Genomic DNA, 16,133 nt, shown 5'->3' on the forward strand with positions numbered 1-16,133 from the left:
GCTCCGGTACCCTGAACGACGGGCGTGTTCCAGTACGCCCACGGGCCGCCTTTCAGGGCGGTACGCCTCGTTCGAGGCGGGCAGAGAGCACCGGGTGAGCAGGCTTCAGCCGTTCTCCGCGGTGTGCCGTCCGGGCCTTCGGCCGGGATAGGCCCTCACGCAGGGGCTCTGGAAGAAACAAGCGAAAGGTACCGCTGTGTACGCGATTGTCCGTGCGGGTGGGCGCCAGGAGAAGGTCGCCGAGGGCGACGTCCTGAACGTCGACAAGCTGGGCGCCGAGGTCGGCGCCACCGTCACGTTCCCGGCCGTGCTGGTCGTGGACGGCGAGAAGGTCGTCTCCGCCGCCGACGAGCTGGCCAAGTTCACGATCAGCGCCGAGGTGCTCGGCGCGATCAAGGGCCCCAAGATCCACATCATGCACTACCGGAACAAGACCGGGTACAAGCGGCGTCAGGGTCACCGCCAGCCGTACACCCAGGTCAAGATCACCGGTATCTCCGCTAAGTAGCCAGGTAAGGAGGCCCTGAAATGGCACACAAGAAGGGCGCATCGTCCAGCCGCAACGGTCGCGACTCCAACGCCAAGCGCCTCGGCGTCAAGCGTTACGGCGGCCAGGCCGTGCAGGCCGGCGAGATCATCATCCGCCAGCGCGGTACCCACCACCACCCGGGTCTGAACGTCGGCATCGGCCGCGACGACACGCTGTTCGCGCTGGTCGCCGGCACCGTCGAGTTCGGCCGCTACCGCGGCCGCCGTGCCGTGAGCATCGTCCCGGTCGCGGAGTAATCCGCGCGGGATACTGGTTGTACCGAGGGCGGACCTGCACCGGTCCGCCCTCGTTCTTTGTCCGGCAAGATCGTCTCAGGGCGGCACCGCCCCGAGGACGGGAAGTCCGGGAAGCCCCCGGCTGACACAGGAGCGCACAGTGGCTGACTTCGTGGACCGGGTCGTCCTGCACATCGCGGCGGGCAACGGCGGGCATGGCTGTGCCTCCGTGCACCGCGAGAAGTTCAAGCCGCTCGGCGGTCCCGACGGGGCCAACGGCGGCAAGGGCGGCGACGTGATCCTGGAGGTCGACTCGGGCACCTCCAGCCTGCTGGCCTACCACCGCCGGCCGCACCGCAAGGCCGCCAACGGCAAGCCAGGCTCGGGTTCGCTGCGCAACGGCGCCAACGGCGAGGACGTCGTCCTCACGGTCCCCAACGGCACGGTCGTCAAGACCAAGAAGGGCGAGCTCCTGGCCGACCTGGTCGGCGAGGGCACCCGCTACATCGCGGCCAAGGGCGGCAGCGGCGGCCTCGGCAACGCCGCGCTGGCCTCGGCCAAGCGCAAGGCGCCCGGCTTCGCGCTGCTGGGCGAGCCCGGCGACGAGCTCGACGTGGTGCTGGAGCTCAAGACCGTCGCGGACGTCGCACTGGTCGGCTTCCCGAGCGCCGGCAAGTCCTCGCTGATCGCGGCGCTCTCCGCCGCCAAGCCCAAGATCGCCGACTACCCGTTCACCACGCTGATCCCCAACCTGGGCGTGGTCAGCGCGGGGGACACCGTCTTCACCGTCGCCGACGTGCCGGGCCTGATCGAGGGCGCCAGCCAGGGCAAGGGCCTGGGCCTGGAGTTCCTGCGGCACATCGAGCGCTCCTCGACGCTGGCGCACGTGCTGGACTGCGCCACCATGGAGCCGGGCCGCGACCCGGTCACCGACTACGAGATCATCGAGCGGGAGCTGGCCGCCTACGACGAGCTGTTCGCCGGCGAGGGCGTGGTGCCGCTGCGCGACAGGCCCCGCGTGATCGTCCTCAACAAGGTCGACGTGCCCGACGGCAAGGACCTGGCCGAGCTGGTGCGCCCGGAGTTCGAGGCGCGCGGCCTGCGGGTCTTCGAGGTCTCGGCCGCCGCCCACATGGGGCTGAAGGAGCTGTCGTTCGCGATGGCCGAGATGGTCGCCGCGCACCGCGCCGCCCTGCCCCCGCAGGAGCCGACTCGGCTGGTGCTGCGCCCGGCCCCGGTCGCGGGTCCGGAGTTCGAGGTCCTGGAGGTCGGCGAGAACCAGTACCTCGTCACCGGCACCAAGCCGGTCCGCTGGGTGCGCCAGACCGACTTCCAGAACGAGGAGGCCGTGGGCTACCTCGCCGACCGGCTCAACCGGCTCGGCATCGAGGAGGCGCTGCGCAAGGCGGGCGCCCAGGACGGCGCCACCGTCATGATCGGCAACCGGGACGACTCGGTCGTCTTCGACTGGCACCCCGACATCGCCTCCTCCGGCGAGGTCCACATGGGCCCGCGCGGCACCGACCAACGACTCGCGGACTGGTAGTCCCTCCCCTCAGGAGCAGCATGCACACCCTCAGGCCGGCGCTGGCCGACGCCCGGCGGATCGTGGTCAAGGCGGGGTCGTCGTCGCTGACCACCCCGCAGGGCACCATCGACGGCGACCGCATCGACGCCCTGGTGGACGTGCTCGCCGAGCGGCGCAAGGCCGGGAGCGAGCTCGTCTTCGTCTCGTCCGGCGCCATCGCCGCCGGGCTCGGCCCGCTGGGGCTGACCCGGCGCCCGAAGGACCTGGCGACCCAGCAGGCCGCCGCGAGCGTCGGGCAGGGGCTGCTGATGGCGCGCTACACGTCCTCGTTCCAGCGCTACGGGCTGGGCGTGGGCCAGGTGCTGCTGACGGCCGACGACATGATCCGCCGCGCCCACCACAACAACGCCCAGCGCACCCTGCTGGCGCTGCTGCGGCTGGGCATGGTGCCGATCGTCAACGAGAACGACACGGTGGCCACCGACGAGATCCGCTTCGGCGACAACGACCGGCTCGCCGCGCTGGTCGCCCATCTGGTGCGGGCCGACGCGCTGGTGCTGCTGTCGGACGTCGACGCCCTGTACACCGGCGACCCGAGCCTGCCGGAGTCCCGGAAGATCTCCGACGTGCGCTCGGAGGCCGACCTGGCGGGCGTCCGGACGGGTTCGGCCGGCAGCAAGGTCGGCACCGGCGGCATGGTCACCAAGGTCGAGGCCGCCAGGATCGCCACGGGCGCGGGCGTGCACACCGTGCTGACCGTCGCCTCGGCCGCCGCCCAGGCTCTGGCGGGCGGTGCGGTGGGCACCTACTTCCACCCCAACGGGCAGCGCCCCTCGACCCGCCGCCTGTGGCTGGCGCACGCCACCACCGGGCAGGGCAAGCTGATCCTGGACGAGGGCGCCGTCCACGCGGTCGTCCAGCGGCGCAAGTCGCTGCTGCCGGCGGGCGTGACGGGGGTGCGCGGCGACTTCGCCGCCGGCGACCCGGTCGACCTGTGCGGCCCCGACGGGCGGACGGTCGCCCGCGGCCTGGTGCACTACGACGCCTCCGAGATCCCCGACCTCATGGGCAGGTCCACCCGCTGGCTCGCCCGCGAGCTGGGACCGGAGTACGAACGCGAGATCATCCACCGGGACGACCTGGTGGTGCTCGACCCGCCGCGCTGAGCGGCCGGGCGTAAACACTTCGCGGACGGCGGCGTCCGCGGCCAGAATAGGGGTCCGGCCGGGCAGGCCGGACGAGGAGCGGTTCCGCGGAGCCGGGAATGGGAGCAGGGATGAGCGAGGGTACGCGCGAGCAGGTTCTGGAGGTGGCGGCCCGCGGGCGGGCCGCGGCGGCTGACCTCGCTCCGCTGCCGCGCGGCGTCAAGGACGCCGCGCTGCACGCCGTCGCGGACGCGCTCACCGCCCGCTCGGCGGAGATCCTGAAGGCCAACGCCGTCGACCTGGAGCGCGCGAAGGAGTCCGGCACGCCCGCCTACATGCTGGACAGGCTGGCGCTGTCGGCCGAGCGGGTCGCGCAGATCGCCGACGCCGTCCGCGAGGTGGCGGGCCTGCCCGACCCGGTCGGTGAGGTCGTGCGCGGCTACACCCTGCCCAACGGCCTGGAGCTGCGTCAGCTGCGGGTGCCGCTGGGCGTGGTCGGCATCATCTACGAGGGCCGCCCGAACGTGACCGTGGACGCCGCCGCGCTGACGCTCAAGAGCGGCAACGCCGTCCTGCTGCGCGGTTCCTCCTCGGCCTACGACTCCAACGTCGCGCTGGTGAACGTCATGCGCGACGCGCTGGAGGGCACGGGCGTGCCGGCGGACGCGATCCAGCTCGTCCCGGGCCGCGACCGCGAGTCGGTCAAGCACCTCATGCGGGCCCGCGGCCTGGTGGACGTGCTCATCCCGCGCGGAGGCACCTCGCTCATCAACTCCGTGGTCGAGGAGTCGACGGTCCCCGTCATCGAGACGGGCGTCGGCAACTGCACGGTCTACGTGGACGGCGACGCCGACGTCGAGATGGCGCTGGACATCCTCGTCAACGCCAAGACGCAGCGGCCGTCGGTCTGCAACGCCGCCGAGACGTTCCTGGTGCACAAGGACATCGCGGACGTGTTCGTGCCGCGCGCCCTGGCGGCGCTCAAGGACAAGGGCGTCACGGTGCACGGCGACGAGCGCATGCGCGCCTACAGCGCCGACGTCGTGGCGGCGACGGAGGAGGACTACCGCGTCGAGTACCTGTCGCTCGACATCGCCGCGGCCGTCGTCGACTCGCTCGACGACGCGGTCAGGCACATCCGCGCCTACAGCTCCGGCCACACCGAGGCGATCGTCACCCGGTCCCAGCAGGCCGCCAAGCGGTTCGTCGCGCTGGTGGACTCCGCGGCCGTCGCGGTCAACGCCTCCACCCGGTTCACCGACGGCGGGGAGTTCGGGTTCGGCGCCGAGATCGGCATCTCCACCCAGAAGCTGCACGCGCGCGGACCGATGGGCCTGCCCGAGCTGACCTCCACCAAGTACGTCTTCACCGGCGAGGGTCACCTGCGCGGCGTTTGAGTGTGACATCCCGGTTATTGATGTCACAGACGGGGCTGTGGTCTCATAAGCTGTTGTGACCCGCGACACGCCTTCTGAGGCCACCCCCCGTGCGCTTCCCCGCCGCAATCTGCTCAAGGGCGTTGCGTTCGGCGCGCTCACCTCGGGCCTGGCCGCCTTCCCCGGCCGGTCCGCCGCCGCGCCCGCGCTGCGCGGCACCGTCGAGGGCACCACGCTCGTCCGCACCCTCAAGCTCGGCAAGCCGGGCAGAGGCGGCTACCGCAAGGTGGTCGCCGGTCCCGGCGAACCCCACATCGTGCGCGACGACCTGGGCGGTGCCGCGTCCGCCGGACGCGTCTCGAAACGGCGCGAGCTGCTGTCGTTCGTGCACCTCACCGACGTGCACGTCATCGACGCGCAGTCGCCGGCCCGTGTGGAGTACGTCGACCGGCTGAGCGATCCCGGCGGCCTCCTGAAGTCCTTCCCCGTCACCGGCGGCTACCGGCCGCAGGAACTGCTCACCACGCAGGTCGCCGAGTCGATGGTCCGCGCGGTCAACCGCATCGAGCGCGGTCCCGTCCTGGGCGCGCCCCCGGCGTTCACCATCAACACCGGCGACGCAGCCGACAACGCCCAGTACAACGAGGTCCGCTGGGTCATCGACGTGCTGGACGGCAAGCGCGTGCGCCCGGACTCCGGAGACCTCGGCCGCTACGAGGGCGTCATGGCCTGGGGGGACCCCCGCTACTGGCACCCGAACGGCGACGACGACCTGCCGAAGGGCAAGTACGGCTTCCCCACCGTTCCCGGCCTGCTGGAGTCGGCGCACGCCCCGTTCACCGCGACCGGCCTCAAGACGCCGTGGCTGGCCGTCTACGGCAACCACGAGGCGCTCGTGCAGGGCAACCTGCCGCTGCTGCCGGTCTTCCAGGCGCTGGCCGTCGGCAACGTGAAGATCACCGCTCCGGTGAGCGACGCCGAGCGGCGCGAGGTCGCGGACATCCTGCGCAAGGGCGACGACGCCGCCATCAAGCGGCTGACCGAGAGCCGGTCGCAGGTCTTCCGCAAGGTCACCCCCGACGCCGGGAGGCGGCTGCTCTCCCGCGCCGAGGTCATCCGCGAACACGGCACGCACCACGGCTACACCGCCGCGAACCTGAAGGACGGCACCGCCTACTACGCGTTCGACAGGGGAGTGGTGCGCGGTCTCGTCCTGGACACCTGCAACTCCGCCGGGTACTCCGAAGGCTCCATCGACCGCGCCCAGTTCGCCTGGCTGGAACGCGAACTCGTCCAGGGCTCCAGCAGCTACCTCGGTGCGGATGGTGAAACCGTCCGCAGGAAGACGGCCGACAGGCTGTTCATCCTGTTCAGCCACCACACCATCGAGACCCTCACCAACGGCCTCGGCGGCGGCCGCGTCCTGGGAGGGGAGATCGAGGAACTCCTCCTGCGCTTCCCCAACGTCGTCCTGTGGGTCAACGGCCACACCCACGTCAACGAGGTCATCCCGCACCGCCGCAAGAGCGGCCCCAAGGGCGGCTTCTGGGAGGTCAGCACCGCCGCGCACATCGACTGGCCGCAGCAGAGCCGCATTCTGGAGGTCGCCGACAACCGCGACGGCACCCTGTCGGTCTTCGCCACCGTCCTCGACTCGGCGGCCCCCGCCTCCCACGGCGGCCGCCTCGACGACCCCGACCGCCTGGCGTCCCTCTCCCGCGAACTGTCCGCCAACGACTGGCAGCCCCACCTCGACGGCTCCGGCAGACCCGAAGACCGCAACGTGGAGCTGCTCCTCCCGGCTCCGTTCTAGTTCGGGGAGGTGCCGCCGCGGCGGCCCAGGCGGTCGAAGACCGCGCCCGCCAGGTCGGCGGCGCCGCCCGCGACGTCGCGCACCTTGCCGACGAACGGGTCGCTGGTCTGCTCCCACGACTCCTTGTAGGTGCGGGCGGTGTTCTTGACCTCCTCGGTGAAGGAGGCGCTGGAGTCGTCCTCGCGGCGCGGGTAGCGGCCGTCGAGGATGGCCTGGTACTCGCCGGAGAGGTGCCACTTGTGGATCTCGGCGAACCGGATGACGGCGAACGGGTGGCTCTGGCGCATGAGGTTGAGGAACTTCAGGACCCCGTCGCGCAGGTCACCGGTCTCCTCGTACTCGCGGGCCTGCGCCAGGAACGCCTCGGTTGACATCTCGTGCAGCCGCGAACCGCCGGCGATCTTCATCAGGGCGCGCTTGACGGCGTCGATGTCCTGGCTCGCCAGCAGGCCCGCGCGGTCGGCCGACAGTTCGGCCTTGCGCTGCCACTCCTGCAGCCCGATGAGGATCGCGGCGATCGCGACGTTGCCCAGCGGTAGCCACGCCAGCCGGGAGCCGAGCCCGGTGAGGATGAGCGCCATCTGCCGGTAGACGGCGTGCCCGGACAGCACGTGCCCGACCTCGTGCGCGATGACGTACCGCAGCTCCTCGTCGTCCAGCAGGTCGATGAGCCCGGTGTTCAGGACGATGAACGGGTTGTCGGTGCCGATGGCCATCGCGTTCGGCTGCGGGTTCTGCACGACGTACAGCTCGGGGACCTTCGGGAGGTCCAGGATGTAGCAGGCGTCCCGCACCATGTCGTTGATGTTGCGGAACTGGCCGTCGCTGACGCGGACGGTGCCGCCGAGGTACATCAACCTGATGGAGCGCTCGCTGATGAGCCCGGAGAGCTTGCGCAGCACCACGTCGAAACCGGAGAGGGAGCGCAGCGCGATGAGCGCGGAGCGGTCGAGCGGGTGTTCGTAGGCCCGGGAGGAGATCCCGGGAAAGCGGACGCGAGCACGATCGGGGGAGTTCGGCATATCGGGCATGCTAATCCGACGACCAGGACCCCTGGCCAGGTTCCCGAAAAAGCGGTCACCTAGGCTTGGTCACCATGAGCGAGCGCCGGGTAGGGATCATGGGCGGCACCTTCGACCCGATCCACCACGGGCACCTCGTCGCGGCCAGTGAGGTGCAGCACCTCTTCGGGCTGGACGAGGTGATCTTCGTTCCCACGGGCAGGCCCTGGCAGAAGGCCGACAAGCGGGTCACCGAGGCCGAGGACCGCTACCTCATGACGGTCATCGCCACCGCCTCCAACCCCGGGTTCCGGGTGAGCCGGGTGGACATCGACCGGGGCGGCCCGACCTACACCCACGACACTCTGCGTGACATGCGCGGGCTCCTGGGCGCCGAGACCGAGCTCTTCTTCATCACCGGCGCCGACGCCCTGGGGCAGATGCTCACCTGGCGCGACGCCGAGGAGATGTTCAAGCTCGCCCGCTTCATCGGCTGCACCCGGCCGGGGCACGTGCTGGCCGACCCCGGCCTGCCCGAGGGGCGGGTGAGCCTGGTCGAGGTGCCCGCGCTGGCCATCTCCTCCACCGAGGTGCGCGACCGCGTGCGGGCCGGGGAGCCCGTCTGGTACCTGGTGCCCGACGGCATCGTGCAGTACATCAACAAGCGGGAGCTCTACCGCGACTGATCGCGGTACCGTTCGGGCGCCTGGATCAGGTGGCCGAGCGGGGCGCGTCCGGGCGGCTGCTCCGGGCGGGGCAGCGAGGGCGTCCTGCGCGGGATCGGCCGCCGCAGCACGTCCCGCAGCAGGTGCTCCTCGCCGTGGTGGAAGATCGTCAGCTCCGGGCCCTCCACCAGCTCGTACGTCGCCTCCTCGGTGTGCACCGTCACCTTGATCAGCGAGCCCCGGTAGCGCAGCCGGAACTCCAGCCGCGCCAGCGTCTCGGGGATGCGGGGCGCGAAGCTCGGCAGCCCCCCGCGCCTGCGCAGCCCGCCGAACCCGGCGACCAGCGCGTTCCACGCACCGGCCAGCGACGCCAGGTGCAGCCCGTCCCTGGTGTTGTGCTCCAGGTCGCGCAGGTCCATCAGGGAGGTCTCGGTGAGGTAGTCGTGCGCCAGGTCCAGGTAGCCCACCTCGGCGGCGATGACGGACTGGGTCTGCGCCGACAGGGAGGAGTCCCGCACCGTCATCGCCTCGTAGTAGGAGAAGTTGCGCTCCTTCTCCTCGTCGGTGAAGGCGTCGCTGCACAGGTGCATCGCCAGCACGAGGTCCGCCTGCTTGACGACCTGCTTGCGGTAGAGGTCGAAGTAGGGGTAGTGCAGCAGCAGCGGGTAGTGCTCGAGCGGCGTGTGCCGGAAGTCCCAGGGCGCGCCGTCGGTGAAACCGTCGTTCTGCGGGTGGACGCCCAGCCGGTCGTCGAACGGGATGTGCATCTTGTCGGCGGCGTCGCGCCAGGACGCCGCCTCCTCCGCCGTCACCTCCAGCCGGTCGGCCTCGTCCGGAAGGGAGAGCACCAGTTCCGCCGCCGCGCGCAGGTTCTTCTGCGCCATGAAGTTCGTGTAGGCGTTGTTGTCCACCACCGCGGTGTACTCGTCGGGCCCGGTGACGCCGTGGATGCGGAACCTGCCGTCGAGGTCGTGGTGCCCCAGGCCCCGCCACAACCGGGCGGTGTGGACCAGGAGGTCGACGCCCACCTCGCGGGCGAACTCCATGTCGCCGGTGGCGTCCAGGTAGCGGGTGACGGCGTCGGCGATGTCGGCGTTGATGTGGAACGCCGCGGTGCCCGCCGGCCAGTACCCCGAGCACTCCCCGCCGCTGATCGTCCGCCACGGGAAGGCCGCGCCCTGCAGGCCCAGCTGCCGGGCGCGGTCCATCGCCTGCGGGAGCGTGGAGTAGCGCCAGCGCAGCGCGTCCGCCGCCGCGTCGGGCACGGAGTAGGTGAGGGCGGGCAGCACGAACGTCTCGGTGTCCCAGAAGGTGTGGCCGTCGTACCCCGGGCCCGTCAGCCCCTTGGCCGGGATGATCCGCCGCTCCGCGCGGGCGCCGGCCTGCAGGATGTGGAAGAGGGCGAACCGCACGGCCTGCTGGACCTCAGGGTCGCCGTCGACCTCCACGTCCGCGCCCCGCCAGAACTCGTCGAGGTAGCCGCGCTGCTCGGCCAGCAGGCCGTCCCAGCCGGTGAGCTCGGCGCCCGCCAGCGCCGCGGCCACCTGGTCGTGCAGCGCGGGCCGGGAGCGGTGGCTGGACCAGCCGTACGCCACGTACTTCACCAGCGTGAGCCGCTCGTCCGGCTGGAGCCGGGTCGCCAGCGTGTACCGGCCGATGTCGTCCTCGGCCTCCACGTCGAGCGTGCGCTTGCCCGGCGTCTCGACCTCGTGGCTCATCGCCGAGGCCAGCCGCAGCCCGCTGCCCTTGGTCTCGTGCACCAGGACGATGCGGTCGTTGTTGGCCAGGTGCTCCAGGGCGCGCAGCGGGGACTCCAGGACCGCCGCGGTGCGCGGGTCGGCGCCCAGGAACGGCAGGGGCTCGTTGGCCACCAGCTCGGACTGGATCACCAGCTGCACCTCGGAGTCGACCGGCTCGAGCTGGTAGCAGATCGCCATGATCGAGCGCTGGGTCAGCGACACCAGCCGGGTGGAGGTCATCCTGATCGAGGGGCCCGCCGGGGAGCACCACTGCATGGTCCTGGTGAGGGTGCCGGCCCGCAGGTCCAGCACCCGCTCGTGGGAGTCCAGCCGGCCGAACCGCACGTCCAGCGGCTCGTCGTCCACCAGCAGGCGGATGATCTTGCCGTTGGTGATGTTGATCAGGGTCTCGCCGGTCTCCGGATAGCCGTAGCCGGCCTCGGCGTAGGGCAGGGGCCGCAGCTCGTACACCGAGTTGAGGTAGGTGCCGGGCAGCCCGTGCGGCTCGCCCTCGTCGAGGTTGCCGCGCACCCCGATGTGCCCGTTGGACAGGGCGAAGACCGACTCGGTCTGGGCGAGCCGTTCGAGATCCAGGGTGGTCTCCCTGACCCGCCAGGGGTCGACCTCGTACGGGATGATCATTATTGCTCCAGCAGCTCCGACAGGTCGGCCACCACCACGTCGGCGCCGTGCGCCTTCAGCGCGGGGCCGTGGAAGCCGTCCCGCACCCGGTCGACCCCCACGACGGTGCCGAACCGCCCGGCCCGTCCGGCCTCGACCCCGGCGAGGGCGTCCTCGAAGACCGCGCACAGCCCGGCCGGGACGTCGACGGCTGCGGCCCCGGCCAGGAAGGTGTCGGGCTCGGGCTTGCCCGGAAGCCTGCGCCTGGCGGCGACCACCCCGTCGATCCGGGCGTCGAAGAGGCCGCTGATCCCGGCGGACTGCAGCACCTGGACGGTGTTGGCGCTGGAGGAGACCACCGCGGTGCGCAGCCCGGCGGAGCGCACCGCCCGGACGTAGTCCACCGAGCCGGGGAAGACCTGCACGCCGTTCCGGGCGATCAACTCCAGCAGGAGCACGTTCTTGCGGGCGGCCAGCCCGTACACGGTGTCGGCCTGCGGCGGGTCGTCGGGCGAACCCTCGGGCAGGCCGATCCCCCGGGAGATCAGGAACGTCCTGACCCCGTCCTCGCGCCGCCTCCCGTCGACGTACTGCTGGTAGTCCTCGACCGGGTCGAAGGGGGGCTGCCCGCGTGCGGCAAGGAACGCGTCGAACATCGTCTTCCATGCCGTGTTGTGGACCACGGCGGTGTCCGTGAGGACGCCGTCCAGATCGAACAGGCACGCCTTCGTCGTCTCTGGCAGTCCCAGCATGCTCCGAGCCCTACCCAGGCCCGGTGGCGTTACTCGTTCGGTGGACGGGGGTCCGGACGGATACGCTGAGAGGCGGCACAGCATCGGCTATGAGAGGGATCACGACTTCGTGACCGCATCCGAAAGAGCCGTCCAGCTGATCGGGCTCGCCGCAGAAGCGGCGGCCGACAAGCTGGCCGACGACATCATCGCTTACGACGTGAGCGAGCAGCTGGTGATCACTGACGCCTTCCTGCTCTGCTCCGGCACCAACGACCGGCAGGTCCAGGCCATCGTCGAGGAGGTCGAGAGGCGCCTGCGCGAGGAGGCCGGGGTCAGACCGGTCCGCCGCGAGGGGCAGCGGGAGGGCCGCTGGATCCTGCTCGACTACGTCGACGTCATCGTCCACGTGCAGCACGAGGAGGAGCGCTCCTTCTACGCCCTGGAGCGGCTGTGGAAGGACTGCCCCCCGGTCGCGCTGCCCGAGGACATCAACGCCCACATGGCCCAGCGGGCCCGGGGGACCGCGTGAGCCGGCGCAGGCTCGTCCTCTGGCGGCACGGCCGCACCTCCTGGAACATGGAGAACCGCTTCCAGGGCAAGACCGACATCGCCCTCGACGAGGTGGGCGTCGCCCAGGCCGAGCGCGCGGCCCGGCTGCTGGCCGCGCTCGAACCGACCGCGATCATCGCCTCGCCGCTGCAGCGCGCCGCCCGCACCGCCCAGGCGCTGGCCGCCCGCACCGGCCTGCCCGTCGCCCACGACCCCGACCTCGTGGAGCGGGACGGCGGCGAGTGGGAGGGCCTCACCGGAGCCGAGATCCGCGCCCGCTACCCGGCCGAGCACGCCATCTGGCAGCCGCCCGGCGGCGAGACCGGGGCCGAGGTCGCCAAGCGGGTCGGCGGGGCGCTGGAGCGCGCCGTCGACGGCCTGGCGGACGGCGGGCTGCTCGTCGTGGCCTCCCACGGCGCGGCCCTGCGGCTGGGCATGTGCCACCTCCTCGGGCTGCCCGAGGAGTTCTGGGAGCGCATCGGCGGCCTGTCGAACTGCTGCTGGACCGTGCTGGCCGAGGGCCGCCACGGCTGGCGGCTGATCGACCACAATGCCGGAACCCTTCCCGAGCCGGTGCTCAGCGACGACCGCGCTTAACCGGTTCGAACTCCTGTCGGGAGTCCGATACACTGATCGGGCGCTGGGGGATGAAAGTCCACCAGTTGCGGGGCTATAGCGCAGTTGGTAGCGCGCCTCCATGGCATGGAGGAGGTCTGGGGTTCGAATCCCCATAGCTCCACAACAAAGGCCCGTGATCGCGAGATCACGGGCCTTCGCCGTTTCAGAGGCTCATTCGGTCGCGGTGTAGGCGGCGATGGTGCGCTCGGCCGCCGCCCGCGCCTGGGCCTCGGGCGTGCCGCCAGCGATGGCGGCCTCGCACCACGCCTGGTTGCTCCCGGTCATGAACCGCAGGCCCTCCGGGGACGTCGACCAGGCCATGGCCTCGGCCGGGTCCACCGCCTCCCCGCTCGACAGGTGGAGCGTCAGCCCCACCACCGCCATGTCCCAGCCGATGCCCACCGCCCCCGGGCCGAACTCCGCCCAGCGCTCGTCGTCCACGTGGGCGATGTGGCGCAGCTCGAAGCGGGTGCCGCCGTCCTGCGGGGTGAGGGTGACCTCGATCCAGCTGACCTCGCCGCCGTACTCCCAGGTGGCGCGGAAGGACCGGGGCGGCTCGCAGGCCTCGACCACCCCGCCCGCGTTGCCCTCCAGCTGGTAGCGGCCGCCGACCTTCAGCTCGCCGGTCACCGGCAGGAACCAGCGGGGGATGCGCTCGGCGTCGGTGCAGGCGTCCCAGACGTCCTCCACGTCCGCCGCGTAGGTCTGGCCGATGGTGACGATCCGTGCCTCCCCGGCCTCCAGCACCCGGGTGCCGACCTCGCGGCGCACCTCGTTGAGCTGGTGGGTGACGTCGATCATGGGTTCTTCCTCTCGTTCTGGTCGTCTTGCCGCGCTCGGTCCCGCTGCAGCCGGCGTTCGCGCTTGCCCCGGGCCAGCTCGGTCGCCAGCGCGTCCAGGTGCGGGGTCCAGAAGCGGCGGAACCTGTCCAGCCACGCGTCCACCTCGGCGAGGGGCGCGGAGTTCACCGCGTACAGGCGCCGCGCCCCCACGGCCCGTACCGTCGTGAAACCCGTCTCGCGCAGGACCCGAAGGTGCTGGGAGACGGCCGGCTGGGAGATGCCGAACTCCTCCTGGACCACCGCGCTGATCTGCCCCGAGGCCAGCTCGCCGTCGGCCAGGAGCTCGAGGATGCGGCGGCGTACCGGGTCGCCGAGAACGTCGAACGCGTGCATGCGGCCACCATATAGGCAGCTGCTTATATAAGGCAAAACTTAGACGAAGTGCCCGTTCCGCGGTCGATTCGCGCTGGCGGCCGGACGCCTGTAAGCTCTCACCTCGTTGCCAGGCAGTGAAACGCCCGGCGGCGGGGCTATAGCGCAGTTGGTAGCGCGCCTCCATGGCATGGAGGAGGTCTGGGGTTCGAATCCCCATAGCTCCACGGTGACGAAGGCCCTGTCTCGCTCATGCGAGACAGGGCCTTCGCCTTTCCCCGACTACCCCTTCGTCATGGGATGCGGGACGCCTATCGGGTTGGCGTCCGGGAAAGAGGGATGGCGCCGGATGTCGGCGCTCAGGACCCGCAGCACCCTGATCACCCAGGACGGGTCCTCCGGCAGGACGGGGCTCCGCGCGGCCAGACGGTCGGTCGTCTCCTCGATCCGGTCGCGGAGGGCGGCTCCCCGCGCGGTCAGCGCGCCCGAACCGTCGAGGATCCCCCGGTCCACGAGCTCGGCCTCGGCCGTCCGCCACTCCTCGTCGCTCCAGCCGCGGGTCACCTGGATCCGTTCCCGCTGCACCTTGCCCGTCGCGACATGGGTGATGCTCGCCTGAAGACCGGTCAGCCCGTTCTCCACCGAGGCGATGACGTGCCCGTCGCCCCGGTGCTCCCGCAGGACGGTGCACGCCAGCCAGATCTGTCCCAGAAGGGTGCTGGGCGGGGGGACGTCGGCCCACGCGGCGGCCAGGGCCCGCCCGCCGAAATCCAGACCGTCGACGCATCTCCTCAAGGCGGCCAAGGTGCTCCGCAGATCCGGCAGGGCATGGTCGGAGGTGAACCGCGACAAGACCTCGTCGGCGGTCTCCAGCCGGGTCTCGACGGCTTTCTCCGGATCGATGTGCCGCCATACCTCGGGCACGGCCTTGGCCACCCGCGACGGCGCGAACACGAAGAACAGCGAGGCGACCGCGGGCGCGCCGACCCGGCCGAGCGGTGCGGCCCGCCCCGCGAAGTAGCCGTTCCACCAGCCCGTCAATCCCTTGTCGACCATGGCGGCGGCGAAGTCGGGATGGAAGTAGCTGATCGCGTGGATCGGTTCGAAGACGGTCCAGAAGAGCCGTTCGGGGCTCGGGGAGGTATCGCTCATGCTCCCACTCTGCGACGGCCCGGCTCCCGCGGAACAGGGCCAATTCCATCTTCCGGCCACCTCGACGCCCGGGCCGTGATCCGGGAAGGGGCCGGCGCAGGCCGGCGGACGCCGACCGGTCCGGCGGGGACCTCGGACAGAGGTCAGAACAGCGGGAGAGCCGGATCGGGATCGGGTACGCGTCCCGCGGCGGCGCGGATCCAGGTGATGGCGTCGCGAGTCGGGGAAGGGTTCCCCGTCCGCTCCCTGTAGGCGGCGGCGAGAGTCGCCGCGACGAGTTCGACGGCTTCGGGGAGCAGCGGGACCGGCTCGAGGTCGGGCAGTGAACGGGTGAGGTCGTCACCGTGGACCACGAGCTCCAGGAGCCGGGTGGTGACGAAGTCGGCCCTGCGCAGGACACCCCGAGGGCCCCGGACGACGGGATCCGGCAGGCGGGACAGCGCGGTGAGGCCACGCCGGGCGAGTTCGTCCAGACCCGAGAAGAACTCGCGGTCGAGCGTCGCGGCCAGCTCGCGGGTGCCTTGGGCGATCTCGCCGGCCGCCTCGGCGTACCCGGTCACGTACTCCAGCACGGTGCGGAGTTCGGCCTCGGGCGCGGGACGGGCGGCTTCGACGGCCGTGAAGGACCTGCCGAGATGAGCCAGGAGGTCGCGGACGGTCCAGCCCTCCAGAACGGAGGGGGCTTGGATCCGTTGCACGACCGGCGGTGACGCCGCCCAGGCGCGGATCGCGTACCACTGGTCGGCGAGGAGGGCGTCGTACCGGTCCGGGGCGTCAGAGGGCATGCGGTCACCGTACGCGCGGCGCCGCCAGGGGCGGGCGGGCAATGTCGCTCTTCCCAGAAAAGACCCTGGTTTGGTGTGCTTCGCGGGGGTCTGGAGGTTGACTGAACGTAGCGACCTCGAGGAGTCGGAGGTCCGGAGGTTTGAGACCCCTCCCCGGAGGGGAGGAACCTCGGTTTGACGGCTCTTACGGGGTGCCGTACAGTTGCATCTTGCCGGTCGAGAGGCCGGAACCTCCCAAGGAAGATCGGCTCGCAAGAGCGGATTTGACAGGCAAAAACAGCCTGATAAATTGGAAGGGTTGCAGCGAGGGAAACGCCGGAAGGCGCGAAGCGAACTGCAGAATCCAATCAAAAGGGAATTGTCCCGGAAGAGCGGATTTGACAGGCAGAAAGAGCCTGATAAGTTAAACGAGTTGCTCCGGAGGAAGCCCGCGAGGGCGGACGAAAGAGCGAGTCCGTTTCTTGAGAACTCAACAGCGTGCTAAAAGT

General features: G+C 71.0%; 16 protein-coding genes and 2 tRNA genes. 11 read left to right on the top strand and 7 right to left on the bottom strand.

What is annotated here, in order from left to right; genetic code table 11:
• The first annotated feature begins 196 nt into the window (after window positions 1-196).
• The 6 genes from rplU (at window position 197) to C2865_RS20120 (ending at window position 6,627) form a co-directional block, all read left to right on the top strand.
• A complete protein-coding gene (gene rplU / locus C2865_RS20095) occupies window positions 197-508 on the top strand; it encodes a 50S ribosomal protein L21 (RefSeq protein ID WP_106399996.1) in 312 nt (103 codons plus the stop codon).
• Window positions 509-528: 20 nt separating this feature from the next.
• The gene (gene rpmA / locus C2865_RS20100) at window positions 529-786 is read left to right on the top strand and encodes a 50S ribosomal protein L27 (protein WP_106399997.1); all 258 of its coding nucleotides are present in this window, start codon (window positions 529-531) and stop codon (window positions 784-786) included.
• 139 nt (window positions 787-925) lie between these two features.
• A complete protein-coding gene (gene obgE / locus C2865_RS20105) occupies window positions 926-2,311 on the top strand; it encodes a GTPase ObgE (RefSeq protein ID WP_106399998.1) in 1,386 nt (461 codons plus the stop codon).
• A gap of 20 nt (window positions 2,312-2,331) precedes the next feature.
• Window positions 2,332-3,459 carry a glutamate 5-kinase gene (gene proB, locus C2865_RS20110; RefSeq protein ID WP_106399999.1) on the top strand — a complete coding sequence of 376 codons (1,128 nt, stop codon included), beginning with the start codon at window positions 2,332-2,334 and terminating at the stop codon, window positions 3,457-3,459.
• Between the two features lie 110 nt (window positions 3,460-3,569).
• Window positions 3,570-4,835 carry a glutamate-5-semialdehyde dehydrogenase gene (locus C2865_RS20115; RefSeq protein ID WP_106400000.1) on the top strand — a complete coding sequence of 422 codons (1,266 nt, stop codon included), beginning with the start codon at window positions 3,570-3,572 and terminating at the stop codon, window positions 4,833-4,835.
• A gap of 55 nt (window positions 4,836-4,890) precedes the next feature.
• Window positions 4,891-6,627: a TIGR03767 family metallophosphoesterase gene (locus tag C2865_RS20120; protein ID WP_232835711.1), complete on the top strand. Its 1,737-nt coding sequence runs from the start codon at window positions 4,891-4,893 to the stop codon at window positions 6,625-6,627.
• Here C2865_RS20120 and C2865_RS20125 read toward each other — a convergent pair.
• Window positions 6,624-7,658, bottom strand: coding sequence for a M48 family metallopeptidase (locus tag C2865_RS20125; RefSeq protein WP_106400001.1), 1,035 nt, complete (start codon window positions 7,656-7,658; stop codon window positions 6,624-6,626). The two genes, C2865_RS20120 and C2865_RS20125, sit on opposite strands and share 4 nt — an antisense overlap.
• Window positions 7,659-7,723: 65 nt before the next feature.
• On the opposite strand from C2865_RS20125, the gene nadD reads away from it, so the two are divergent.
• Entirely contained in the window at window positions 7,724-8,314 is a 591-nt protein-coding gene (gene nadD / locus C2865_RS20130) for a nicotinate-nucleotide adenylyltransferase (protein WP_106400092.1), read from the top strand.
• Here nadD and C2865_RS20135 read toward each other — a convergent pair.
• Both C2865_RS20135 and C2865_RS20140 read right to left on the bottom strand, forming a co-directional pair.
• Entirely contained in the window at window positions 8,302-10,674 is a 2,373-nt protein-coding gene (locus C2865_RS20135) for a glycoside hydrolase family 65 protein (protein WP_106400002.1), read from the bottom strand. The two genes, nadD and C2865_RS20135, sit on opposite strands and share 13 nt — an antisense overlap.
• The gene (locus tag C2865_RS20140; RefSeq protein ID WP_106400003.1) at window positions 10,674-11,405 is read right to left on the bottom strand and encodes an HAD family hydrolase; all 732 of its coding nucleotides are present in this window, start codon (window positions 11,403-11,405) and stop codon (window positions 10,674-10,676) included. Before C2865_RS20140 ends, C2865_RS20135 begins: the two co-directional genes overlap by 1 nt.
• Window positions 11,406-11,514: 109 nt before the next feature.
• Here C2865_RS20140 and rsfS point away from each other — a divergent pair, with 109 nt between their 5' ends.
• The 3 genes from rsfS (at window position 11,515) to C2865_RS20155 (ending at window position 12,675) form a co-directional block, all read left to right on the top strand.
• Entirely contained in the window at window positions 11,515-11,916 is a 402-nt protein-coding gene (rsfS, locus tag C2865_RS20145; RefSeq protein WP_106400004.1) for a ribosome silencing factor, read from the top strand.
• Entirely contained in the window at window positions 11,913-12,533 is a 621-nt protein-coding gene (locus C2865_RS20150) for a histidine phosphatase family protein (RefSeq protein ID WP_269802732.1), read from the top strand. The genes rsfS and C2865_RS20150 overlap by 4 nt, the downstream gene beginning before the upstream one ends.
• Window positions 12,534-12,602: 69 nt before the next feature.
• Window positions 12,603-12,675: transfer RNA gene (locus C2865_RS20155), tRNA-Ala, on the top strand.
• Window positions 12,676-12,725: 50 nt separating this feature from the next.
• On the opposite strand, the gene C2865_RS20160 is transcribed toward C2865_RS20155, so the two are convergent.
• Both C2865_RS20160 and C2865_RS20165 read right to left on the bottom strand, forming a co-directional pair.
• Window positions 12,726-13,355, bottom strand: coding sequence for an SRPBCC family protein (locus C2865_RS20160; RefSeq protein WP_106400005.1), 630 nt, complete (start codon window positions 13,353-13,355; stop codon window positions 12,726-12,728).
• The gene (locus C2865_RS20165) at window positions 13,352-13,729 is read right to left on the bottom strand and encodes an ArsR/SmtB family transcription factor (protein ID WP_106400006.1); all 378 of its coding nucleotides are present in this window, start codon (window positions 13,727-13,729) and stop codon (window positions 13,352-13,354) included. The genes C2865_RS20160 and C2865_RS20165 overlap by 4 nt, the downstream gene beginning before the upstream one ends.
• Before the next feature lie 133 nt (window positions 13,730-13,862).
• On the opposite strand from C2865_RS20165, the gene C2865_RS20170 reads away from it, so the two are divergent.
• Window positions 13,863-13,935 (top strand) — tRNA-Ala (locus tag C2865_RS20170).
• 55 nt (window positions 13,936-13,990) lie between these two features.
• Here the strand turns inward: C2865_RS20170 and C2865_RS20175 are convergent.
• Both C2865_RS20175 and C2865_RS20180 read right to left on the bottom strand, forming a co-directional pair.
• Window positions 13,991-14,860, bottom strand: coding sequence for an SCO6745 family protein (locus C2865_RS20175; protein WP_106400007.1), 870 nt, complete (start codon window positions 14,858-14,860; stop codon window positions 13,991-13,993).
• 143 nt (window positions 14,861-15,003) lie between these two features.
• Complete coding sequence (locus C2865_RS20180) at window positions 15,004-15,645, bottom strand: maleylpyruvate isomerase N-terminal domain-containing protein (protein WP_157963824.1); 642 nt, start codon at window positions 15,643-15,645, stop codon at window positions 15,004-15,006.
• Between the last annotated feature and the right edge of the window lie 488 nt (window positions 15,646-16,133).

Source organism: Actinocorallia populi (assembly GCF_002995495.1).
Classification (GTDB): Bacteria; Actinomycetota; Actinomycetes; order Streptosporangiales; family Streptosporangiaceae; genus Actinocorallia; species Actinocorallia populi.